The organism is Butyrivibrio sp. YAB3001 (assembly GCF_900112195.1).
Classification (GTDB): domain Bacteria; phylum Bacillota; class Clostridia; order Lachnospirales; family Lachnospiraceae; genus Butyrivibrio.
The window spans coordinates 344,976-367,793 of the sequence record NZ_FOKR01000002.1; the positions used below are offsets into that span (position 1 = coordinate 344,976).

A 22,818-nucleotide genomic window follows, 5' to 3' on the forward strand; every position below is an offset into this window, starting at 1 on the left:
CAAATGTCAGGAATCGAATACTCAACCCTAAAAACACTTGTAAATACATGCACTATGCCCAGTGCAATCCTGTCTGTGGAAAAAAATCCGGATGGCAGTTGCGGAAAAATAATAATGGCCGCAACAAATGATAAATTCAGTATGACAGGCGAAGATGTGGAAGGTCTGCCTTACGATGCAAAATTACCAAAAGATCCCAAATTTGAAGATGTCCTCTTCAAAGCTGCCTGGAACAATGAGCATTATCATGCATATGTTGACACCACAAGATTATATGGCTATTGGACTGAGGATATCATTATTCCGCTTAACAATAACGGAGATGACAGCATTGGCTACTGCCAGTTTATTTATAACCTGAGTAAAAAAATGGATTCAGGTAAATATGCCATTATCCCACCAGATATTGCTTCTTTTGTTATCAGAACCTGCATCAATCTTCGTAAAGAAGAAGATTTCTATGAAACAATGAATACCGTCACAAGAGATATCAGAGAATTTACAGATTCTTTTGCTGCATCTATCATAACTGTTTCACATGACCTGTATCAGTTTGAAGTTGTTAGCGAATGTGTAAGGAATAACCTGATAAACCTTCATGACATCTTTTCAAATATACCCTATGAAATTATCGAGACCTGGGAATATCTTATTTCAGGAACTGACTGCATAATAATCAGAAACGAAGAAGATATGGTTGATTTTGAGAAAAAGGCTCCTGACTGGGTAAAGACCTTAAGGGATAATGACGTAAAAAGCCTTTGCCTTGCGCCATTCTTCCATCAGAACATGATAATCGGATATCTTTACATCACTAATTTCGATGTTAACCAGTTGTCCAGATTCAAAGACACAATTGAAATGGTGTCCTTCTTCCTCTCTTCGGAAGTTGCACATCATATCTTCATTGATAAGCTTAAAACCATTAGTTCCCTTGATATGCGGACGGGCGTTCAAAACAGAAATGCAATGAACTCCAAAGTTGATGAACTTGCCATGGAACTTAGAGTTAGTAAAACTCCTTTTAGCGTCGCTTTCTGTAACCTCAATACTTTACGAACCGTCAATATAAAACAGGGACATGATGCCGGCAATAATCTCCTTAGTGAGGCCGGAAGGATTCTTAGGGATGTCTTTGCAAATGACTTTATCTACAGATCCTCAGGAGATGAATTTGCAGTTATCTCCACCAACACTACAGAAAAAGCCTTTGAAGAAAAGATCAATGAGCTCAAGGAAAAAGCAAGTGATCCGGAATGGGTATATTTTACAGTCGGTTATTACACTGATATGACAGAAGGAAATCTGCACACTGCCCTAAGATTTGCCAATGAATATGAACAGGAATTTAAAGATAGTTTCTACGAAGAATATCCTGATATGGTGAAATAATATGACAAATGAAAACTATCAGAAGTTAAAAAGCTTTGTAAATATGATTCCCACTCCTAGCGTCATTATGTCTGTAGAAAAGCTTGCTGACGGAAGCTGCGGTGAAGTTCGCTTTGAAGTCATAAATGATGTTTTCAAAAATGATTACTACGAAATATTTATAAAGCCAAACGAGAATTCTGACATTGCTTATGATGAAATTGAAAGTAAAGTTGAAGGCCAGCTCTACACGCTTCACCTTCCGAAGGAGATGAACTTCGAGGATATATGCTTTAGAGCAGCATGGCACAAAGACTATATCACCACATACGTTGATACCACCAGAATGTATGGTTTTTGGACACAGGATATACTAAATCCGATAGCCATTGAAAGTGATGATCCGTCCATAAGCTACTGTCAGTTTTCATATACATTGAATAAAGAAATGGATTCCGGCAAATTTGCTACTGTCTCACCTGATATAGCAAGTTTCGTTATAAAGTCATGTCTTGAACTTAGAAATGAAAAGAAATTCCATGAAAGTATGGAAATAGTAACAAGAGAGCTTCGCGAATACACAAATTCCTTCGCAGCAAGTACCCTCTCCATTGATAAAGATTTTCGAACCTTCGAAATTATCAGTGCAGATGTAGCAGATAATAGCCTTGATATAAGAAAGGCATTTTCCGCTGTTCCCTACGATATCATTGAGAGCTGGGAAGAACTCGTAAAACAGACTAACAGCATTATCATAAAAGATGAGCATGACATGGCTGTTGTAGAAGAAAAAGCCCCCGAATGGGTAAAGACTCTTAGGGATAACGGCGTTTACAGATTGTGCCTTGTTCCCTTCATGCACCAGGATGATATTATCGGCTACCTTTACATAACAAATTTTGACCTTGATCACCTATTAAGAGTAAAGGAAACCACTGAACTTGTTTCCTTCTTCTTATCTTCCGAAGTTGCTAATCACCTATTCCTGCAAAGACTTGAATATCTTAGTAACGTGGATATGCTCACCGGTGTTTATAACAGAAACTGTATGAACGTTAATGTAGATGAGTTATCACTTAAGCTTGAGTTTAATCCACGACCATTCAACGTAGCATTTTGCGACCTGAACGGGCTTAAGACCATAAACGACAATGATGGTCATTCCCAGGGTGATAAGCTTCTCGTATATGCTGCTCAAGTCTTAAAAGAAGTATTTTCTGATGATAAGATTTTCCGTGCCGGTGGTGATGAGTTTACTATCATATCCTTTAGCACTCAGGCAGAATTTGAGAAAAAGATTGAACTATTAAGAGAAAAAGCAAGCGATCCTGACTGGCTATATTTTGCTATAGGCTATTATTATGATGCAAGCAGCGGAAATTTGCGCCTGGCTATGCGCTATGCCGATGAACAGATGTATATAGACAAAGATAAATTCTATGAAGCATATCCTGAGAAACGAAGATAAAAACAATTCTTATAAATTAAAGAAAAGCGAGTGCCAAAAAGCACTCGCTTTAATATTATAAACTCTATTAAGTTCTCAAAATTAGAACTTACCAGCCTTAGCAGCTTCCTCGATAGATACTGCTGTAGAAACTGTCATACCAACCATAGGGTTGTTACCAGCGCCGATGAGACCCATCATTTCTACGTGAGCAGGAACTGATGAAGAACCAGCGAACTGAGCATCTGAGTGCATACGTCCCATAGTATCTGTCATACCGTAGGAAGCAGGACCAGCTGCCATGTTATCTGGGTGAAGTGTACGTCCTGTACCGCCGCCTGAAGCAACTGAGAAGTACTTCTTGCCAGCTTCTGTACGCTCTTTCTTGTATGTACCTGCAACTGGATGCTGGAATCTTGTAGGGTTAGTTGAGTTACCTGTGATAGATACGTCAACGTTCTCCTTCCACATGATAGCAACACCTTCCTGTACATCGTTAGCGCCGTAGCAGTTAACCTTTGCACGAGGTGAATTTGCATCCTTAGAATAGCACTTTCTGAATACTTCCTTAACTTCACCTGTGTAGTAGTCATACTGTGTCTCTACATATGTGAATCCGTTGATACGGGAAATAATCTGAGCTGCGTCTTTTCCAAGACCATTAAGGATAACTCTAAGAGGTTTCTGACGAACCTTGTTAGCCTTCTCAGCGATACCGATAGCGCCCTCTGCTGCTGCGAATGACTCGTGACCAGCAAGGAATGCGAAGCACTCTGTGTCCTCTTCAAGAAGCATCTTACCAAGGTTACCATGTCCAAGACCAACCTTACGACGATCAGCAACAGATCCAGGAATACAGAAAGCCTGAAGTCCGATACCGATTGCTGCAGCAGCCTCAGAAGCCTTGCGGCAGTTCTTCTTGATTGCGATAGCTGCACCTACTGTGTAAGCCCACTTAGCATTCTCAAAGCAGATAGGCTGAATGCCCTCGATAAGGCTGTAAACATCAATGCCAGCAGCCATTGTAATTTCTTTACATTCTTCGATAGAAGAAATCCCATATTCCTTAAGGCAAGCCAGGATCTGGGGCTCTCTTCTTTCATATGATTCAAATAAAGCCATTATTTTTTCCTCCTTACCTTAATTACTCATGTCTTGGATCGATGCATCTTACTGCATCAGCAACACGACCATACTGGCCCTTTGCCTTTTCCATAGCTGTATTAGCGTCATCACCAGCCTTGATGAAGTCCATCATCTTGCCGAAGTTAACATATTTATATCCGATGATCTCATCGTTCTCGTCAAGAGCGATCTCTGTGATATAACCATCTGTAAGTTCAAGGTAACGAGGTCCCTTTTCAAGAGTACCATATGTTGTACCAACCATTGAACGTGTTCCCTTACCAAGATCTTCAAGACCAGCACCGATCTGAAGTCCATCCTCAGAGAAAGCAGACTGTGTTCTACCATAAACAATCTGAAGGAACAGCTCTCTCATAGCTGTATTGATAGCATCACAAACAAGGTCTGTGTTAAGTGCTTCAAGAACTGTAAGTCCTGGAAGAATTTCAGAAGCCATAGCTGCTGAATGAGTCATTCCGGAGCAACCAATTGTCTCAACGAGCGCTTCCTGAATGATACCTTCCTTAACGTTAAGTGAAAGCTTGCAGCATCCCTGCTGAGGAGCGCACCAACCAATACCATGAGTATAGCCGGAAATATCTTTTACTTCTTTGGACTGTACCCACTTAGCTTCTTCAGGAATGGGAGCAGCGCCATGATGTACCCCTTGTGTTACGGGACACATATTTTTTACCTCTGTTGAGTAAATCATGTGAAAAATCTCCTTTCGTATTGTAAAGTAACTTTCATTACTTACTACCAGAATAGAATGGTCAGATATTTGACCTAAGAGGTGCATACAGTTTGCCATTTCTGAGCACCATTCTTATTTTTACATAAAAGTCTCTATATTTCAATGCTTTCTGATATTTTTTTAACAAAAATTTTATAAAAACCATTTTTTAATAATATTTTAATTATTCTGACAACTTTAAATCCGTATAATTAATATCATAATAGTGTTTATTGTCAGATAAAATGCAATTATTGTGACAATATGAAAACTAAAAAAAAGGAGTTGCTAATGAAAAACAACCTACTGCTAAAGCTTCTATCCCTACTACTTACAATTTCGCTCATTCTCACATCCATCACCGGCTTCTCAATTATAAGAGCCTTTGCAACAGATAGTGAAGGCGGAACTGAAATTGAAGAAGAAAATACTTCTGATAACGAAGAAAATTCAGATACAAATTCCGTTACAGAATCTGATTCTGAATCTTATACTGAAGAAATAGCAATTGAATCAGACGCTATTAAGGTAGACAGTGAAGCTTTTGAAACTTTTGAAGAAAACTCCTCTTCTGAAGACAGGCCCGAGAGCATGGAAATGGTTGATCCGGATCCGCCTGAATATGTTCCCGATCCATTCGATTATGATTTATCCTGCTATACTCCTAACATCAATTTCGGTCATATCTTCACTGATGATGTCACCATTCCATCACAGTTTACAATAGTAAATACCGGATACAATGCATTTCCTGTTACTTATGAATTATTTGATCAAAGTAATGGTTTTAATGTTTATGCCTCCGATAGTAATACCGACCTTGAACCGGGAGAATCACTTGAATACAGTGTTGACGTACGTCCTAACCTGTCACCCGGAACCTACAAGGCAAAGGCTGTTTTTTTCTCAGCAAATGATTATAGAAGGCATCACTCCGTAACTGTAAACTTTGTAGTTGTGGTAAAAGCTCAGCAGCCTTATGTTGACCGTGTAGTAATAACTCCTGGTTCCACAACAGCTCCAACCGGAAAGAAAATCCAGTTTTCAGCGACTGTAAGCGGCGGCTATGATTACAATGATGCAGTCACCTGGTCTCTTTCAGGTCATCAAAGCTCCGGCACAAGTATAAATAATGGTGTTTTGACAATCGCATCAAATGAATCAGCATCTTCTCTTGCTGTAATAGCAACTTCAAGGCAGGACCCATCTGTCTATGACACTGCCATAGTTACAATCACTTCCGAAAACTATCTTATTCAGGTATCGGCCTCTCCTGAAAACGGAGGCGCTATCGCAGGCGGCGGTTCAGTTAAAAAAGGAGTCAGCACAACAGTATCTGCTTCACCAAATAATAATTTCAGATTCGTGGGCTGGTACGAGGGAAACAATCTCCTGTCCTCTTCCCACCAGCTAACACTTTCTGATATTTCCAGTGACAGATATCTTGTTGCAAAATTTGAAAGAACAACCTGCTACGTCAGAACTTCGGTCAACACAAATGATGGCGGAACTGTATCAGAAAGCAAATCTGTAGCCTATGGCGGAAATGTAACTATAACAGCAAAAGCTAAACCCGGTTATGTATTTGAAGGCTTTGTTGAAAATAACAGAACTATATCTGATGCTTCTACCATACAGATAAACAATGTTACTAATGATATGAATATCACCGCTGTATTTAAAAGAAGTCGTTTTAACGTATCTGTATCTGTTTATCCGCAGGATACAGGTAAATATGAAGGAGCAGGCACTTACGACGCAGGTTCAAATGTACGCATAAAACAGACAGCCTACAGTGGATATGAATTTGCCGGCTGGAGCATCAACGGACAGATTGTTTCAACAAGCAGCGAATATGTAATAGAAAATATAAAAAACGACGTAAATATAGTTGCAAACTTCATCAAAGAACAGGCAAAAACCTTCAAGATTGTTTCGGGAATTGCCAATTCAGGAGGAAGCATTGTTCCAAGTGGTGATTACTTCGTACAGGAAGGCGGAAGCATCACCTACAATATGGTGCCACAGGCAGGTTACAGAGTGCTCGCAGTGGCAGTTGACGGAAAAAATATAGGCGCAGTAGCAAGCTATACCTTTAATAATGTAAGGGAAAAGCATTCCATTGCAGTTGCGTTTGAGCTCATCCCTACCCCAAAGCAGACACAGACTCCGGTAGCAGGAAAGAATAATGTATCAAGCGCAGCAGGACAAAGCACTAAAATCGAAGCAAAAGCAGCTGACTCCGCCCCCTATAACGAAGATACCGTAACATCTGGAGCACTTCCGGAACAGGTTATTATTGAAGAGGAAATTCCAAAAGAAATAGAAACCCTTGATGCAGAAGAATATGCCGATGACACATATATAACATCCGATGAAGAAGTTATAAGCAGCATGTCTAATGATGTGGCAACAGGAAGCGTCCTTCAAAGATTTGGCATTGATGAGGACGTGGTTGTAAATCTGATAAAAGACCGCGCTGCTCTTCCAATGCTAAGGCAGGCCTTTGAAGACGGTACGCTTCAGATAACCGTCAATAACAGCTATGCAACCGATGCACAGGAAACTTCTGTTGCCCTTTACCATGACAAGCCAACTCTTATGAACTTTGAAAATGTGATCATCGAGACCTTATCAGATGAAGAACAGCTTGCCGTTCTTAAAGGCACTCCTGTTTCCTTTAATGTAAGTATTACAGAAAATGGTTCAACACTTGACTCCGATACAAAAAAAGATTTTCAGAGCGTAGTTGGTTATAAACCACTTTCCTACTTTGATTTTCTCATAATGAAAACAAGTAACGGAACCAGCACCGTAATTGATAAGACCGGCGCAGAACTTGAAGTTGTGATTCAGGTACCTGCTGAATATCAAAAATCCGGAAGAAAGTTCTGCATTATAAGAAGTCATCACGGAAAAGTTGATGTATTAAAAAATCTTGATAGTTCTTCGAACACGATAACATTCAGAACTGACAAGTTTTCAGAATATGCAATCGCCTACGAAGTAGTAAATACAAATACGCTTATACTTCAGTTCTTTGCAATAGCGATGATAACGTTAATACTGGCAATAATAAGTATTGTCCTTATAGTCAAAGCAAGAAGAGGATATTAATATCACGCAAGTTCACGCCCATAACGTAGCAATTTTTATGAAATAAGAATTTGATAATTAGCAAAACAAATCCCTGAGTATCATTACAGTACATGCAAATGATATTCAGGGATTTTCTTTTTATTGTTCTCTGCACTTAGTTAACGCAACAGTTCCCGTACGGGCAATCTCCACAATGCTGACGCTCTTTAACATCTCAATGAACAGTTCGATTCTTTCAGATGTATCGCAGATCTGTATCATCATCATATTCTTTGACATATCTACAATCTGTGCCTGCATGATTTCACAATTCTCCATGATATCACGCCTGTTTTCTTTATTGTATTTAACCTTGATAAGCATAAGTTCACGATTGATACTCATGCTCTCCTTAAATGTCTTAACCTTGATAACATCTATCTTTTTGTTTAGCTGCTTTTCAATCTGTTCTATTGTCCGCTCATCTCCGCTTGAAACAATAGTCATGGCTGAAACACTCTTGTCAGCAGTTTCGCCAACAACAAGGGAATCGATATTAAAATTTCTTCTTGCAAAAAGACCTGCAACCTTTGAGAGCACACCGGCTCTGTTCTCTACAAGGACTGAATATATTCTTCTCATAAACAAAAGCCTCCTATGCTCAATACTTTACAAGTTCCATGGGATCAACAGTTACTTCCATTAGTCCCGACTTATCATCTGCAAAAAACTCTGAAAGCTTAGCAGAAATATCACATTTACCGTCAACTTTCATATATTCCATACCATAGGCCGCAGCTATAAGTGAAAGATCAGGATCACCCTTAAGTTCAACCATTGAATAATGGTCCTCATAAGCATAGTGCTGATGCTCTCTTACCATACCAAGGAAGCCATTTTTCATGACAATAATCTTGATATTAATTCCATACTGTCGCATGGTTGCAAGTTCCATCATGGACATCTGAAATGCACCGTCACCAATGACAGCAACAACCTGTTTGGATTTATCTGCAAGCTTGGCTCCCATAGCAGCCGGAATTGAATACCCCATCGTGCCCATTCCGCCTGAGGTTAAAAATCTTCCGTTCTTAACCTTATGATATGCGCAGGACCACATCTGATTCTGTCCCACATCTGCAACATAAATGGCATCATCCCTTAAAACATCTGAAAGCTTTGTTATGAAATCTTTGGGTTCAACAAATTCTCCCACATATGGCTTTCTCAAAGATGCCATCTCTTTTCTATAGCCATTTAAAGTATCAAGCCAGTCTGAATGATCATCCGCATAATCATCCTGTTCAAGAAAATCCTGGAATATATTTTTTATATCCCCAACAAGCGGAATTGTAGGTCCAACATTTTTACCAATCTCTGCCGGGTCCACATCAATATGCACCATGACTTTGTTCTCAGTAATAAGGTCAGGTCTGTTGACTGCTCTATCTGCAACTCTTGCCCCTACCATCAAAAGAAGGTCTGATTCATTCATTGCCCTGTTTGCAAATGGCTGTCCGTTATTACCAACCATTCCAAAATAAAGAGGATGCTCAGAAGGCATGACACCAATTCCCATCATGGTCGAAACCACAGGAACACTGTTTAATTCAGCAAATTTCCTGATCTCTTTGGTGGCGCCGCTAAGATGAACTCCGCCTCCAACACAGATTATTGGTCTCTTTGCGTGTTCTACCTCTTTAATAACCTTTTTTATCTGAACAATATTTCCCTTAACAGTCGGCTTATAGCTTCGCATTGAAATTGATTCAGGATATGAAAACTTTCCTGAAAACTCTGCGTTCTGAATATCAAAAGGAATATCAATAAGTACAGGTCCGCGTCTTCCCGTGCTTGCAATATAGAAAGCTTCCTTGATTATTCGTGGAAGATCAGCTACATCCCTTACAAGGTAGCTATACTTAACAAATGATTCAACAGCTCCTGTGATATCAGCCTCCTGAAAAACATCACTGCCTATCATATCACTGTTGACCTGTCCTGTAATAGCAACAAGAGGAATACTGTCAGCATAAGCTGTAGCAATTCCGGTAATAAGATTTGTGGCGCCTGGGCCTGATGTAACTGCGCATACGCCTACACCACCACTTATTCTTGCATAGCCGCTTGCAAGGTGAGCTGCATTTTGCTCTGTCCTTACAAGAACTCTCTTAATATCAGTATCCAGGATTTTGTTCCAAAATGGATCTATTGCAACGCCTGAATAACCGAAAATAACCTTAACATTCTCTTTTTCAAGGCATTTTACTATTACTTCTGCTCCTATCATGTAGCCAACCTCCACACTTTTTTTCTATTGGTCAAAAAAACTTTATGCAATATCCAAAAGCTTTTTCACAACTCTGACTGCTTCCGCAGCATCACCGGAATATCCATCCGCGCCTATCTCATCTGCATATTCCTGAGTAACTACCGCGCCGCCGATAATAACCTTAACATCCGGGCATTCCTTATGAGCAAGTTCAACCACGTTTTTCATTTCCTTCATGGTCGTTGTCATAAGCGCTGAAAGAGCTATTATCCTGGCATCATTTTCTTTTGCCGATTTTATTATTTCTTCTCTTGGAACATCTTTTCCAAGGTCAATTACGTTAAACCCATAATTTCTAAGCATCAGAGTAACCAGATTTTTGCCGATGTCATGAATATCACCATGAACCGTGGCAACCACAATTGTCGGAAGTTTCTTGTCATTATCCGCATCTTTTTGAAGAAGTGGCTCCAAAAGACTTATTGACATCTTCATGGTTTCTGCGCTTGCAATAAGCTGTGGAAGGAAATACTTGCCCTTTTCAAACAGTGCTCCCACTTCATTGATTGCAGGCATCAGGATTTCGTCCAAGATCTGTCTTGGAGAAACTCCGTCATCAACTGCCTTCTGAGTATCTTTCATGATGGTGCGCTTTGAGCCGTTTAGAACGTCTTTTTTTATCACCTCAAGGATACTCTCTTCTTCCTGAGGCTTTTTATCAGAAACCACAGTACTTTCAGCCTTTTGTGGATCGGCGTATCTCTCCATTCGTTTAATATATCTTACATCAGCACCTTCTTTTTTCCTAAGTAAATCTGAAGCAAATGCGGCATTTACAAGCATCTCCTGTGACGGGTTTGCAATAGCCATAGTAAGGCCTTTTTCAATTGCCATGGTAAGGAATGCTGTGTTTACATTACTTCTCTGAGGAAGTCCAAAAGAAATATTTGAAAGCCCACAGATAGTAGCATAATTATTTGCATGGCAGTACTCAATTGTTTCAAGTGTATTTAAAGCAGCATTCGGGTCAGCTCCAACTGTTGCCACAAGTCCGTCAACAACAATGTCATCTAGAGACATTCCCAGTTCCTGAGCCATTTTGGTGATCGCATGGATATTTTCTATCTTCTCCTGTGAATCCTTAGGAAGAGCTTCTGCAAGTGGCAAAAGAATAAACATTGCTCCATATTTTTTAGCCAGAGGAAGGAATTTTTCTGCCTTACCCTTTTCAAGAGAGATTGAATTCATCAGTGCCCTTCCGGGATAAATTCTAAGAGCAGCCTCCATTACTTCAGCGCTGCTGGTATCGATGCAAAGAGGAAGGCTTGTTATAGTCATAACTTCCTCAAGGACTTTTAACATCATTTCATTTTCATCGATTCCACTCATGCCTACATTAATATCAAGAATAGAAGCACCTTCTTTTTCCTGATTCTCAGCAAATTCGCATACCATATCAAGGTTGCCTTCACGAAGCTGTGCCTGAAGTTTCTTTTTGCCTGTAGGATTTATCCTTTCTCCTACGATCATGAAATTATCATCCATGCCAAAAGAAAGACTCATTCTTTCAGATGAAAGATATCTCCTGCCACAGATTTTTCTTGGGATAGGATTTCCTTCAGAATCGGTGATGTTCTTTGGATCAAGATTTCCATATTTTTCCTTAAGACCACGTATATATTCAGGATTTGTTCCACAGCAGCCACCGATTATAGATGCTCCTGCCTTAAGAAGTCGCTCCATTTCATTTACAAAAGTGGCGCTGTCCATATCATATTCAGTATTGCCATCAGCATCAACAGAAGGAAGACCTGCATTTGGCTTTGCAATGATAGGTATGGTTGTCACAGAAGTCATGCTTCTTATTATATCTTCCATCTTATCAGGGCCTGTTGAGCAGTTAGCACCTATCGCGCTTGCTCCAAGAGCTTCTAAGGTAATTGCAGAAGCTGCAGGGTCAGAACCATACAATGTGCGACCATCTGCTTCAAAAGTAAGCGTAACTATAACAGCAAGGTCAGATACTTCTTTTGCTGCTATGAGTGCTGCTCTGCATTCCTGAAGGCTCATCATTGTCTCAACTACAAGAAGATCACATCCTGCTTTTTCAAGTATCTGAATCTGCTCCTTGTAAACATCCACAAGTTCTTCAAAATCAAGATCTCCGATTGGCTTAAGCTGCCTTCCTGTCATTGTGATATCACCTGCAATAAGCGCATTCGGAGCTGCACTTTTGGCAAACTTCACAAGTTCTGTATTTATTTCTTCTATCTTGTCACCAAGACCATAATCGGCAAGTTTTATCCTGTTTCCGGTAAAAGTTGGCGCATAAATAATGTCAGAGCCGGCATCTGCATAACTCTTCTGAAGGTCTCTCATCACATCCTTATGCTCTAGGATCCAGCTCTCAGGGCATACTCCGGCAGGCATCCCTGCCTTCATAAGATTAGTTCCCGTTGCGCCATCAAGCAGCACTATTTTGTTACTGGCAAATTCTAAAAACTCTTGTCTATTCATGTTCAATGTTCCTTATATTTTTCTGATTTGTCCTCATCCTGCTTTTTTTTGCACAAATGGATTAAGATAAAACAATACGATGCAAATAGCTGCAATAAGAAATGGCTTGAGCCACATTGCCGGCACAGGAATAATTCCATTATTCGACATTATATCAATACAAGCTATGATAAGTACATGATAAAAATAAATATTTGAAGAAGATTTTTTTCCAAGTTTCCATAAAAACCTTCCTCCTGGGAGCCCACACTCAGATAAAAACAAAAGGCTCACTACTATTATCACTGAGCCGATATACACTTCTTTCTTGGCTAAAATGCTCTGTTCAACTATAGTTATGGCAACCCCTGCCATAAGAAAAATCAAAGAATTTCTCTTTATTTTCTTATTCCAGAGAAGTCTTTCTTCTAATGACATGGAGACATTATTTTTTTCCATATGGTCAGAAAACAGTATCCCAATGAGCACAAACGGGATTCCCACAAAAAGCCAGTTCCTAAGAACATACCATGTACAGATATTTATTCCAAAAGGCCTTATAGGATAATAGGTCTGTAAAAGCTCTCCAAAATACAAAAACGAGAGCAGGATAAATATCAGTGCCTTATACCATTTTCTAAGCACAGGAGCAAATACATAAATAAGAATATAAACGTAGATAAGAGCAAATAAATACCACAAATGGTCAAAAGTATAAGAACCATCGTATATGAATTTGCCCGAATTATACATCAGAAAAATGACCGCTTCACCTGGATTAAATTTGGAAGCAAGCCACTCTTTTACCGATATTTTGTTCAATACATGATAAATAAAAGAAAATAATAGATAAATACTATAGATAAAAAAAGTAATCCTGACTGTTTTAAGCAGCGTCTTTTTCATTCTGCTTCGTATATAACGCGAATCCTGACAATCCATGCTTACACCGGTTCCAAGCAAATATCTGCCCGAAACTGCAAAAAAGAATGGAACTGCAAATCTCGAGAGTGCATCTATGTACTGTCCTGCCACCCCCGGAAATCTTGTGTGAATAAATATAACTGCAAGGCATGCTATAAACCTTGCAGCATATAAAAATCTGTTTTCTTTCATACCCTCAATTATCTTCAGCTTCCCCAATAGTATCAAACTGTCCGGCTTCCTGAGTAGTGACTGTAACTCCATCACCACTTGGAACCTCCCCGTGAAGAACCTGAAGCATTACCTGCGCCCTACTGTTAGCTCGCTGATAGTATTGAAAAGCCAGCTGTTCGTTCTCCTCGTCAAATGCTCCGTCATATGCAAAATGATAACATTCATTTGCCATCTGCATATAATCAGCCGCCTCAGCTGCAATATCAGAAATCCCGCTAAATTCATCCGGAATCTCACATGCTGCCATTGACTTATATGTCTCATTCATCTCATCGAGATAACCAAGCAGCTGAACCTTTGCATTCTCAGAATCTGCTTCTATTGCATTAATGGAAGTATCGTAATAGGAAAGCTTATCGTAAAACTGTGTCATCTCCTCCTTATATGTGGCCAAACCATCGGAACTTCCTTTTCCGCAGCCAGTTAATGTCAAAGCAGATAAAACACTTGCACAAATCAAAAGTCTAAATCTAAAAAATGCCTTAATCACAAAAATCTATCTCCAATATGTTACAATTTCTTATTTTAATCCCGAATACTTCGAGGCAGCTTTTAGTCTTGTAAGCGCTCTTGCAAGACCTGCCTGGGATTTCTTGAATTCTTTTATGGACTGCTTCTGCTGCAGATGTTCCATAGCAAATTCGTACGCTTCCTGAGCTCGCAGTTTATCAATATCCTCAGGTTTCTCTATTGTATTAACAATTACTATACACCTGTTATTGGCAACCTGAACAGACCCAAGACTTACGACACCGTAAATCCACTCTCCGCCGGGTTTCTTTATCTTCAGAACACCATCAGAAAGGGCAAGGATCATTTCCTCATGTCCCGATAGGATTGCAAGCTCACCATCGGAACATGGTAAAATAATCTCCTCTGCCCTGTCATCATAGAACATACCATTTACTGATATAACCTGAAGTCCAAAGGTAGGTAGCTTATCACTCATTTTTATGCCTCAATCTGCTTAGCTTTCTCAATGACTTCATCAATCGTGCCTACATTAAAGAAAGCTGCTTCCGGATAACTATCCATATCTCCGTTTATTATTGCCATGAATCCCTTAACAGTCTCAGCCAAAGGAACAAATTTGCCCGGAATTCCGGTAAACTGTTCAGCTACATGGAAAGGCTGTGAAAGGAATCTCTGAATCTTTCTTGCTCTGAATACAGTCTGCTTATCCTCATCGCTAAGTTCTTCCATTCCAAGAATTGCAATAATATCCTGAAGCTCTTTATACTTCTGAAGAATTTCCTGAACACGCATAGCAGTCTCGTAGTGATCATGGCCAACTACAGATTCCTCAAGGATTCTGCTGGAAGATTCAAGCGGATCAACAGCTGGATAAATACCCTGTTCAACAATCTTTCTTGAAAGAACGGTCGTAGCATCAAGGTGAGCAAATGTCGTAGCAGGAGCCGGGTCTGTAAGGTCATCCGCAGGCACATATACAGCCTGAACAGAAGTTACGGAACCTAGTCTCGTGGAAGTGATTCTCTCCTGAAGCATACCTAGATCAGTTGAAAGAGTCGGCTGATAACCAACCGCTGAAGGCATTCTTCCAAGAAGTGATGAAACCTCAGAACCAGCCTGTACAAATCTAAAGATATTATCAATGAACAAAAGCACATCCTGATGCTTTACATCTCTAAAATACTCTGCCATTGTAAGTCCGGTCTCGGCAACACGCATACGCGCTCCCGGAGGCTCATTCATCTGACCAAATACCAAGGCAGTCTTACTGATAACTCCGGATTCTGTCATTTCAGACCAAAGGTCATTTCCCTCTCTTGAACGCTCACCAACACCGGTAAAAATTGAATAGCCGCCATGCTCAGTGGCGATATTCTGAATGAGTTCCTGAATAAGCACAGTCTTTCCTACACCTGCGCCGCCAAACAGACCAATCTTACCACCCTTGGCATAAGGGGCAAGAAGGTCAATAACCTTAATTCCTGTCTCAAGAACTTCAACAACAGGGCTCTGATCAACAAGCTTTGGTGCATCTCTGTGAATCCGCCAGTTGTCAGAAGGAGTAATATCACCCTTGTGGTCAATAGGTTCTCCAAGGACATTAAAAAGTCTTCCAAGAACCTCTTCACCAACAGGCACAGTTATCGGTCCGCCGGTAGGATAAACTGTCATATCTTTGCACAGTCCCTCACTTGGCGCAAGCATGATGCAACGCACTACATCTTCACCGATATGCTGTGATACTTCCATCACCCTCTTTTTATCTTCAACATAAACTATAAGCGCATCACTGATAAAAGGAAGGTCACCATCTTCAAATCTTACATCCACTACAGGTCCCATGACCTGCGCTATCTTTCCAGTATTCAATAGAGTTTCCTCGTTTCATCTATCATCTTGGCATCAGGACTTATCCTGGCCTTTTCAGCAGCCTTAGCCATTTTGGCTCTCTTAAGCGCCTTGGCTCCACTTACAACCTCAGTTATCTCCTGGGTTATCATAGCCTGCCTTTGCCTGTTATATGTTCGCTGAAGATCATCAAGCATCTTCTGTGCATTCTTGTTGGCTGAATCCATTGCCATCATTCGTGAACTCTGTACACTACAGAAAGCCTCAACCAAAGCCCCGTAAATATATCCCGTAACATAGTTTGGAACAATGTTATCAAGAATCGCCGATGGACTTGGTTCCATCAAGAATTCTTCAAGGATTGCTCCTGGAAGTGGCTGTTCCCTCCGAATATCAGTAATGATATCAAGAGGCAAAAGCTTTTCAAACTTGGTCTCACAGACATTTCCATGTACAGTTGTGTACACGATATAAAACTCATCTATTTCTCTGTTATAGTAGTATTCAAGAATTTCCGCTGCAATTTTCCTTGCCCTGTGAAGCGTTGGATTATGCGATGTGAACATGAATGATTCCTCAATATTCATGTCCTTGGATAAAAAATAAAATCTTCCAACCTCACCGATAACGAAAAGTTTCCACTTATCGCTGTCATTTAAGATATGTTCCTCTGCAACCTTAAGTACATTGTGGTTGTACGCACCTGCAAGGCCCTTATCATCTGTAAAAATGATGTAACCTTTTCTTCTCTGCTTTTCCGGAATATCCGATCTTGTCTCCAAAAAGATATTCTCTACACCGGGAGGCAGATGCCTTACAACTCTTGATATCATAGCCTGGGTAGCAAAGAAAAATGGTTCGGTATCAGTCAGCATCTTTTTGGCTCGTCGCAGTTTTGTAGATGAGATTAGATACATTGCATTTGTAATTTTTCTTGTATCGTTGACGCTGTTAATACGGTCACGGATTTCTTTTATCGTAGCCAATTATATGACCTCATACTTTTTGCTTTTGCATTTCTTCAACTTCATTTTTGAGCTTTTTGTTCTCAATGTCATTGAAAGTATCTACAGCTTCGATAATCCTCTTTCTTAGCTGATCTGACAGATCTCCGCTCTTTTCAAGTTCTTCACAGATTTCTGTCTGTTCAGTATTAAAGTAATTAAGAAGCTTCTGCTTGTAATCCTTAACCTGTTTGATTGGAAGCATATCAAGACGCTTTGCGCCTGATGCAACCAGAATAATTACCTGCTCATGCATAGCAAGAGGATGCTCGAGAGGCTGTTTTAACAATTCCATTAGCACATTTCCATGTGCAAGCTGATTCTTGGTAGTCTCATCAAGATCAGAACTAAACTGTGTAAACACAGCCATTTCTCTGTACTGAGCAAGATCAACTCTTATACTGCCGGCAGCTTTTTTCATAGCCTTAGTCTGCGCTGCGCTACCAACTCTGGAAACAGAAAGTCCTACATTTACCGCAGGTCTCATACCCTCAAAGAACAGATCACTCTCAAGGAATATCTGTCCATCTGTGATAGAAATAACGTTGGTAGGTATATATGCAGATACATCGCCTGCAAGAGTTTCAATTATAGGTAGTGCTGTGATTGAACCACCACCAAGTTCTGAAGAAAGCTTACTTGCTCTTTCAAGAAGTCTTGAGTGCAGATAGAATACATCTCCCGGATAAGCTTCTCTTCCCGGTGATCTTTCAAGAAGTAATGAAAGAGCTCTGTATGCAACGGCATGCTTGGAAAGATCATCATAAACAATAAGAACATCTTTTCCTTGATACATGAAGTATTCTGCCATTGCAGCTCCCGAATAAGGAGCGATATACTGAAGTGGCGCCATATCTGCAGCTGTAGAACTAACTACTATTGAATAGTCCATAGCGCCATTATTTTTCAAAGTCTGTACAATTTTGGCAACTGTAGAAGCCTTCTGACCTATGGCAACATAGATACAGATTACATTCTTGCCCTTTTGGTTAATTATGGTATCAAGGGCAATCGATGTTTTACCGGTCTGTCTGTCACCGATAATAAGCTCCCTCTGTCCTCTTCCAATCGGGAACATAGTATCAATGGACAAAATTCCGGTCTCCATAGGTTCATTGACCGACTGCCTCTCAATGATACCTGGTGCAGGCTGCTCAACAGGTCTGTATCCTGATTCCTTGATACTTCCAAGCCCGTCGATTGGCGCGCCTAATGCATCAATTACTCTTCCGATAAAGGCTTCACCAACAGGAATTCCGGCTTCCTTATAAGTTCTTACAGCCTTTGTTCCCTGTCTGATACCTGTATCATTACCAAAAAGGATACATCCTATATGATCTTTTCGAATATCCTGAGCCATGCCCTTGGTTCCATCTTCGAACTCAATGATCTCACCATAAAAAGCATGTTCAATACCATCTACATTGGCGATTCCATCACCAACCCAGACTACGGTTCCAACCTCTCTGTCTTCAAGAGAAAGGCTGAAATTCTCGACTTTTTCACTAAACATGGAGATGATCTTATTTGTATCATTAGCTCCACTGACATGCTTAAGATTTTCCAGTTCTGCCCGAAGCTGCCTTACTCTACCGGCGTCACTCCAGTCATATTCAAAATTACCACAAGATACAATAAAGCCACCACCAATTGATTCATCAAGCTTTACTTCAAGCTCAATATCAGTGGTATCAAATTTCTGACATAAAACATTTTTTATTTTAGAAATCTGCTCTTGGCTCGGCGCAGTACTTGCATATCTTAATAATGCATTTACTTTTTCACTCATTATCTGCTCCAGCTTCAATTATAAACTTGTCATATAGTTCTTTGTCATCACTAGCATTATGTTTTGTAGCGGCAATCTTTGAGGCAGCATGTATAACCATATCTGTAAGTTCGGTTGCATATGCCTCTTTTGCCCTCTCATTTTCAACTTCTGCATTATGTTTAGCCTCGAGAAGTATCTGCTCGCCCTTTTTCTTGGCATCGTCTACAATTTTCTCGTACTCTTCGTATCCTTTTTTCTTGATGTCTGCAAGTATCTGCTCTTTTTCTTCCTCTGCATGAGAAATCTTCTCTTCATATTCTCTCTTGGTATCAAGCGCAGACTTGGTCGCAATATCAGCAGCTTTGGTTGCCTCGTCAATCTCATCACGTCTTTGCGCCAAAATAGCATCTACTTTTTTGAATAAGAAGATTTTAAAAATAAGATACAAGATCAGTAAATTGGCTATAATGCATATTATATTTATAGGACTAAAATCTAACACTATTTTTTCCTTCCTTCATGGAGTATATGCTTTAAGTAAACAAAATCATTATAGCTACTACAAAGCCATAGATAGCGGTTGCTTCTGCAAGGGCGCATCCAAGAAGCAAAAGCTTCATGATCTTGCCGTCCGCCTCAGGCTGTCTTGCTACTGCATCTGTTGCCTTAGATGTTGCCAGACCGATTCCTAAACCTGCACCTAATCCTGTAAAAACTGCAATAGCTGCTCCAATTGCTGATAAATCCATATAATTTTTCCTCCTTGTTTTTGTTAAGGTTGATAAAAAATTGTTAAAATCTGATTTATATGATCTGCCTTCTCATTACTCAACAGCTTCTTTTATGTAAAGAGAAGTAAGAAATACAAAGACGTATGCCTGGATAAGTCCGTCAAATATATCAAAGTACAGACAAAACGGCACAGGTAAAATAAGTGGAAATACATGCTTGATAAGTTCCATAATAACCGTCGCACCGATAATATTACCGAACAATCGCATGCACAAAGAAAGAGGTCTGATTGCAAGTTCTAAGATATTCATGGGAGTCACAACAGCCATTGGCTGTGCAAAGCTCTTTAGCCATCCCCTGAATTTCTTTTTCCTGATGCCTGCAGCTTCTACAAGAAAAATACTCATTAAAGATAACGCAGCAGTAACATTGATATCCATGGTCGGAGGCACAAAGCCAAACAGGCCAATCATGTTTGATACTGCAAGATATACCAGGACTGTAAAAATATAGTCAGTATATCGCTCACCCTCTTCGCCAAGCATTCCACCCACAAGGCCTCTTAGCCAAAGCACAAAGCCCTCTACCGCAGCTTGCCTCTTAGAAATATTATGAACCTTAAAGCCACGTGTCAGGATCAGAAGCGCAACAAGAATAATAGCCATAATGATCCATGTGACTACCACTGATTCATAAATATCAAATTTCCCATCACCGAACGGTAGATGAATGAAAGCCTTATCCTTTAAAAGGATTTCGTTTAGTAGTTCCTTAATATCCATATCCACACCCCATCATTTTTCAACTACTATTATAAAAAATGAAATAATATTTTACAACAATATATATTTCTTTCTACATAATTACAGTCAAGCAAAATAATGTTTTTTATTACAAGCTTTGCCATATCTCCGGTTGGTGCAACACCCTTACTGTGGTCAGCATAGTATGTTCCGTAGTCTCCATACCACTCAGCTGCCTGCGCGATAGGTACAAAGCCTTTTAACGGTGCGCACTGTGAAGGGCTAAGGAAACCTTCTGAGGTGCGAAGTGATATTTCCTGGCGGTCAACACAGATTGACATTGCCTGACGAAATTCACTTTTTGCAAAAATGATGGCGATTACTGAGGAAAAATGACAGGTATCAGAAAGAATGCGGTCAATTTTATCCTAAGACTATACAACTTTCCCATTGAGTAAGTCTCCTTTCCCATTTAAAAAGCCATTATAACTCTGTCATTTTATCATAACATTATTGTGTTAAAAAACGATAAAGCCTTAATTATATATAGATAAACAATCAATTATAATCATATGCTTAGCTATTTTTTAAAGTGCGATTTTACTTTGTTATTTTTGTAATCTAAAAGGCTGACCATTCTACGGGTCAGCCTCATATAATAAAATGTTTTTATTTATAAATTGTTATGCATTCTTGTATTTTTCCAGCTCTTCTTGAAGCTTCTTAATAGTAACGTCCTTATCTGCAAGAGCCGCAATATTATCGGCAATGACTTTATCTTTATCAGCTAGCGTAGCTGTTGCAACATCAAGTTTCTCTTGAAGTTCATCAATCATGTATCTTACAGTGTTCTGGTCTAGTATCTGAAGTTCTTTTGAAAACATGCTCATCACCCCTTCCACATTTAGACACATCTCATAAATATCATCATAGAACTTTTTAAAATACGGATATTTCTGAATTAGCTCCACAATGTATTCTGGTTCATCACAGCCTAAGAATGTCAGCCATGCATCAAGTTCATTATTTATACCATTATTATGGAGTTTCTTCAGGAAAATATCAATCGGGATAAACATAAAATTTTGAAGCATATTTAGCTTAAGACCTGTGTTTGACACATAATTGATATTGTGGATATACGTATTCATGAACGCATGAAATTCATCTGAACTCTTTTCCATAAAGACTATGGTATAAACAGGTGCAACGTCCTTATATGTAAACTTCTTCTTTTTCTCATCGCGAATACGCTTATACTGCCTAAGCAGCAAATCTGCCGAATAGCAGGAAGCTCTTTCTCCGGTAAAAGCATATCCCAGCTTTTGTACTTCAACATTTGCTATTGTCCCGTCCTCAAGTTCAACCACAATATCAGTTATAACAAGAGACAATTCATCTCCAAGGCGAGTGGTATCATTGGGAAGTATGAATTTAAACTTAACCTTTCTGCCCATTAGTGTACTTAGCAGATTGGATAGTCTCTCCGGATCATACTCAGGATTAAATACCTCTTTAAAGAAGCTGTCATAAAGCATTTTTATTCCTTTTGCACCCGAGCAAATGTTTAAGAATTCTTCCTGCTGATACCTCTCCCAAGAATTAAAAAGCTTGATAAGCTCCTCATTTGAGTAAATTTCTTCCAATATTTCCTGCTTAGTTCTAAGCATAGGAAAATACTGCCTTAAATTATTATTTTTCATTTGGTTCCTCTTAAGTCTTCATATTTGCTACAATTCTGAATTTTTCAGCCGGCCGGCTTTGGAAAATAAGATGTAACAGAAAAATCTGTGCCCTGGAACAGGCACAGATTCTAGTGTAGCACTAAATTCTTAAGATTTACCGTCGAAAATTATTAATTCTTCTAAAGAATTATCTATCAAAACAGTAAAAAACAACTCTTTCTTTGCATACAAGTACATCCTACCGCACCGGTACACAATGCTTATCATTTATGTCACATACTTTTTGCACACGTCTGCGGTACTTCTCTTCCATCAAAGGTTCAGTGTTAAGCCAGGTCTTAACGATTTCCATGCTCATAAGACCGCCTATTATCTTCGCGCCAAGGCAAAGAATATTTGAATCCGTATGCTGTCTTGCAAGTGTGGCACAGAGTGGATCCTGACATACTGCAGCATAGCAGCCACTTATCTTGTTTGCAATCAGGGCGCTTCCATACCCTACTCCATCACAAAAGATTCCTCTATCACATTCACCCTTTGCAACAGCAAGTGCCGCTGGATAAACAAAATCTGATAAATCACAGGATTCATTATCAAAGGTTCCAAAATCCTTCACTTCATAACCTTGAGAAATAAGATATGCCTTAATCTCATTTTTCATTTCAGTGCCTGCGTGATCATTTGCCATTGCAATAGTCATAATAATCCTCCATTTCTATTTTTCATGCTCTAACAAGATTCTCAAACAGTTATATCGGTATGAAATCTGTAACTTATGTTTTACATTCTTATGATCTAACAAGGTTCTCAAACTGACTGGAAGTCAATCCGTGTATTGCTTTATGTTTTACATTCTTATGATCTAACAAGGTTCTCAAACC

At 39.6% G+C, this 22,818-nt stretch carries 20 protein-coding genes; 3 read left to right on the forward strand and 17 right to left on the reverse strand.

Features of this window, described 5'->3' with window-relative positions; genetic code table 11:
- Window positions 1-3: 3 nt before the first annotated feature.
- Together BM086_RS01525 and BM086_RS01530 are read left to right on the forward strand one after the other, a co-directional pair.
- Window positions 4-1,392: a GGDEF domain-containing protein gene (locus BM086_RS01525; RefSeq protein WP_175560052.1), complete on the forward strand. Its 1,389-nt coding sequence runs from the start codon at window positions 4-6 to the stop codon at window positions 1,390-1,392.
- Window position 1,393: 1 nt separating this feature from the next.
- Window positions 1,394-2,839: a sensor domain-containing diguanylate cyclase gene (locus tag BM086_RS01530; protein ID WP_092322371.1), complete on the forward strand. Its 1,446-nt coding sequence runs from the start codon at window positions 1,394-1,396 to the stop codon at window positions 2,837-2,839.
- An 81-nt stretch (window positions 2,840-2,920) separates the two neighbouring features.
- Here the strand turns inward: BM086_RS01530 and BM086_RS01535 are convergent, their stop codons facing one another.
- Together BM086_RS01535 and BM086_RS01540 are read right to left on the reverse strand one after the other, a co-directional pair.
- Complete coding sequence (locus BM086_RS01535) at window positions 2,921-3,940, reverse strand: GGGtGRT protein (protein WP_092322378.1); 1,020 nt, start codon at window positions 3,938-3,940, stop codon at window positions 2,921-2,923.
- 22 nt (window positions 3,941-3,962) lie between these two features.
- Window positions 3,963-4,655, reverse strand: a complete 693-nt coding sequence (locus tag BM086_RS01540) for an iron-sulfur cluster assembly scaffold protein (RefSeq protein WP_092322381.1) — start codon at window positions 4,653-4,655, stop codon at window positions 3,963-3,965.
- Window positions 4,656-4,967: 312 nt separating this feature from the next.
- On the opposite strand from BM086_RS01540, the gene BM086_RS01545 reads away from it, so the two are divergent.
- Window positions 4,968-7,793 carry an InlB B-repeat-containing protein gene (locus tag BM086_RS01545; RefSeq protein WP_092322385.1) on the forward strand — a complete coding sequence of 942 codons (2,826 nt, stop codon included), beginning with the start codon at window positions 4,968-4,970 and terminating at the stop codon, window positions 7,791-7,793.
- Window positions 7,794-7,913: 120 nt separating this feature from the next.
- On the opposite strand, the gene ilvN is transcribed toward BM086_RS01545, so the two are convergent.
- The 15 genes from ilvN to BM086_RS01620 form a co-directional block, all read right to left on the reverse strand.
- Window positions 7,914-8,396, reverse strand: a complete 483-nt coding sequence (gene ilvN / locus BM086_RS01550) for an acetolactate synthase small subunit (protein ID WP_092322388.1) — start codon at window positions 8,394-8,396, stop codon at window positions 7,914-7,916.
- A 19-nt stretch (window positions 8,397-8,415) separates the two neighbouring features.
- The gene (ilvB, locus tag BM086_RS01555) at window positions 8,416-10,044 is read right to left on the reverse strand and encodes a biosynthetic-type acetolactate synthase large subunit (RefSeq protein ID WP_092322391.1); all 1,629 of its coding nucleotides are present in this window, start codon (window positions 10,042-10,044) and stop codon (window positions 8,416-8,418) included.
- A 42-nt stretch (window positions 10,045-10,086) separates the two neighbouring features.
- A complete protein-coding gene (locus tag BM086_RS01560; RefSeq protein WP_092322394.1) occupies window positions 10,087-12,543 on the reverse strand; it encodes a homocysteine S-methyltransferase family protein in 2,457 nt (818 codons plus the stop codon).
- Window positions 12,544-12,576: 33 nt separating this feature from the next.
- A complete protein-coding gene (locus BM086_RS01565) occupies window positions 12,577-13,710 on the reverse strand; it encodes an acyltransferase family protein (protein WP_092322397.1) in 1,134 nt (377 codons plus the stop codon).
- The gene (locus BM086_RS01570) at window positions 13,643-14,170 is read right to left on the reverse strand and encodes a hypothetical protein (protein ID WP_092322400.1); all 528 of its coding nucleotides are present in this window, start codon (window positions 14,168-14,170) and stop codon (window positions 13,643-13,645) included. The genes BM086_RS01565 and BM086_RS01570 overlap by 68 nt, the downstream gene beginning before the upstream one ends.
- A 30-nt stretch (window positions 14,171-14,200) precedes the next feature.
- Window positions 14,201-14,629 carry an ATP synthase F1 subunit epsilon gene (gene atpC, locus BM086_RS01575; protein ID WP_092322403.1) on the reverse strand — a complete coding sequence of 143 codons (429 nt, stop codon included), beginning with the start codon at window positions 14,627-14,629 and terminating at the stop codon, window positions 14,201-14,203.
- Between the two features lie 2 nt (window positions 14,630-14,631).
- Window positions 14,632-16,023 (reverse strand): F0F1 ATP synthase subunit beta, encoded by a 1,392-nt coding sequence (gene atpD / locus BM086_RS01580; RefSeq protein ID WP_092322406.1) that lies wholly within the window; start codon window positions 16,021-16,023, stop codon window positions 14,632-14,634.
- Complete coding sequence (gene atpG / locus BM086_RS01585) at window positions 16,020-16,988, reverse strand: ATP synthase F1 subunit gamma (RefSeq protein ID WP_092322409.1); 969 nt, start codon at window positions 16,986-16,988, stop codon at window positions 16,020-16,022. Before atpG ends, atpD begins: the two co-directional genes overlap by 4 nt.
- Window positions 16,989-16,998: 10 nt before the next feature.
- On the reverse strand, window positions 16,999-18,795 hold the full coding sequence (atpA, locus tag BM086_RS01590) for a F0F1 ATP synthase subunit alpha (protein WP_242952103.1): 1,797 nt from the start codon (window positions 18,793-18,795) through the stop codon (window positions 16,999-17,001).
- The gene (locus tag BM086_RS01595; RefSeq protein ID WP_092322414.1) at window positions 18,788-19,279 is read right to left on the reverse strand and encodes an ATP synthase F0 subunit B; all 492 of its coding nucleotides are present in this window, start codon (window positions 19,277-19,279) and stop codon (window positions 18,788-18,790) included. Before BM086_RS01595 ends, atpA begins: the two co-directional genes overlap by 8 nt.
- A 31-nt stretch (window positions 19,280-19,310) precedes the next feature.
- Window positions 19,311-19,526 carry an ATP synthase F0 subunit C gene (gene atpE / locus BM086_RS01600; RefSeq protein WP_092322417.1) on the reverse strand — a complete coding sequence of 72 codons (216 nt, stop codon included), beginning with the start codon at window positions 19,524-19,526 and terminating at the stop codon, window positions 19,311-19,313.
- 75 nt (window positions 19,527-19,601) lie between these two features.
- Complete coding sequence (locus BM086_RS01605) at window positions 19,602-20,291, reverse strand: F0F1 ATP synthase subunit A (protein WP_092322420.1); 690 nt, start codon at window positions 20,289-20,291, stop codon at window positions 19,602-19,604.
- A gap of 29 nt (window positions 20,292-20,320) precedes the next feature.
- Entirely contained in the window at window positions 20,321-20,593 is a 273-nt protein-coding gene (locus BM086_RS01610) for a hypothetical protein (RefSeq protein ID WP_092322424.1), read from the reverse strand.
- A gap of 342 nt (window positions 20,594-20,935) precedes the next feature.
- The gene (locus BM086_RS01615) at window positions 20,936-21,955 is read right to left on the reverse strand and encodes a PD-(D/E)XK nuclease family transposase (RefSeq protein WP_092322428.1); all 1,020 of its coding nucleotides are present in this window, start codon (window positions 21,953-21,955) and stop codon (window positions 20,936-20,938) included.
- Window positions 21,956-22,175: 220 nt separating this feature from the next.
- Window positions 22,176-22,637 (reverse strand): RpiB/LacA/LacB family sugar-phosphate isomerase, encoded by a 462-nt coding sequence (locus BM086_RS01620; protein ID WP_092322431.1) that lies wholly within the window; start codon window positions 22,635-22,637, stop codon window positions 22,176-22,178.
- Window positions 22,638-22,818 lie beyond the last annotated feature (181 nt).

Excerpts from the sequence above, each read along its gene's own strand:
- atpA (WP_242952103.1), bottom strand. The coding sequence starts at position 18,795 with ATGAGTGAAAAAGTAAATGCATTATTAAGATATGCAAGTACTGCGCCG.
- BM086_RS01560 (WP_092322394.1), bottom strand. The coding sequence starts at position 12,543 with ATGAATAGACAAGAGTTTTTAGAATTTGCCAGTAACAAAATAGTGCTG.
- BM086_RS01525 (WP_175560052.1), top strand. The coding sequence starts at position 4 with ATGTCAGGAATCGAATACTCAACCCTAAAAACACTTGTAAATACATGC.
- BM086_RS01610 (WP_092322424.1), bottom strand. The coding sequence starts at position 20,593 with ATGTCAATCTGTGTTGACCGCCAGGAAATATCACTTCGCACCTCAGAA.
- BM086_RS01615 (WP_092322428.1), bottom strand. The coding sequence starts at position 21,955 with ATGAAAAATAATAATTTAAGGCAGTATTTTCCTATGCTTAGAACTAAG.
- BM086_RS01620 (WP_092322431.1), bottom strand. The coding sequence starts at position 22,637 with ATGACTATTGCAATGGCAAATGATCACGCAGGCACTGAAATGAAAAAT.
- atpE (WP_092322417.1), bottom strand. The coding sequence starts at position 19,526 with ATGGATTTATCAGCAATTGGAGCAGCTATTGCAGTTTTTACAGGATTA.
- BM086_RS01605 (WP_092322420.1), bottom strand. The coding sequence starts at position 20,291 with ATGGATATTAAGGAACTACTAAACGAAATCCTTTTAAAGGATAAGGCT.
- BM086_RS01530 (WP_092322371.1), top strand. The coding sequence starts at position 1,394 with ATGACAAATGAAAACTATCAGAAGTTAAAAAGCTTTGTAAATATGATT.
- atpC (WP_092322403.1), bottom strand. The coding sequence starts at position 14,629 with ATGAGTGATAAGCTACCTACCTTTGGACTTCAGGTTATATCAGTAAAT.
- BM086_RS01535 (WP_092322378.1), bottom strand. The coding sequence starts at position 3,940 with ATGGCTTTATTTGAATCATATGAAAGAAGAGAGCCCCAGATCCTGGCT.
- ilvN (WP_092322388.1), bottom strand. The coding sequence starts at position 8,396 with ATGAGAAGAATATATTCAGTCCTTGTAGAGAACAGAGCCGGTGTGCTC.
- BM086_RS01545 (WP_092322385.1), top strand. The coding sequence starts at position 4,968 with ATGAAAAACAACCTACTGCTAAAGCTTCTATCCCTACTACTTACAATT.
- BM086_RS01565 (WP_092322397.1), bottom strand. The coding sequence starts at position 13,710 with ATGGAGTTACAGTCACTACTCAGGAAGCCGGACAGTTTGATACTATTG.
- BM086_RS01540 (WP_092322381.1), bottom strand. The coding sequence starts at position 4,655 with ATGATTTACTCAACAGAGGTAAAAAATATGTGTCCCGTAACACAAGGG.
- ilvB (WP_092322391.1), bottom strand. The coding sequence starts at position 10,044 with ATGATAGGAGCAGAAGTAATAGTAAAATGCCTTGAAAAAGAGAATGTT.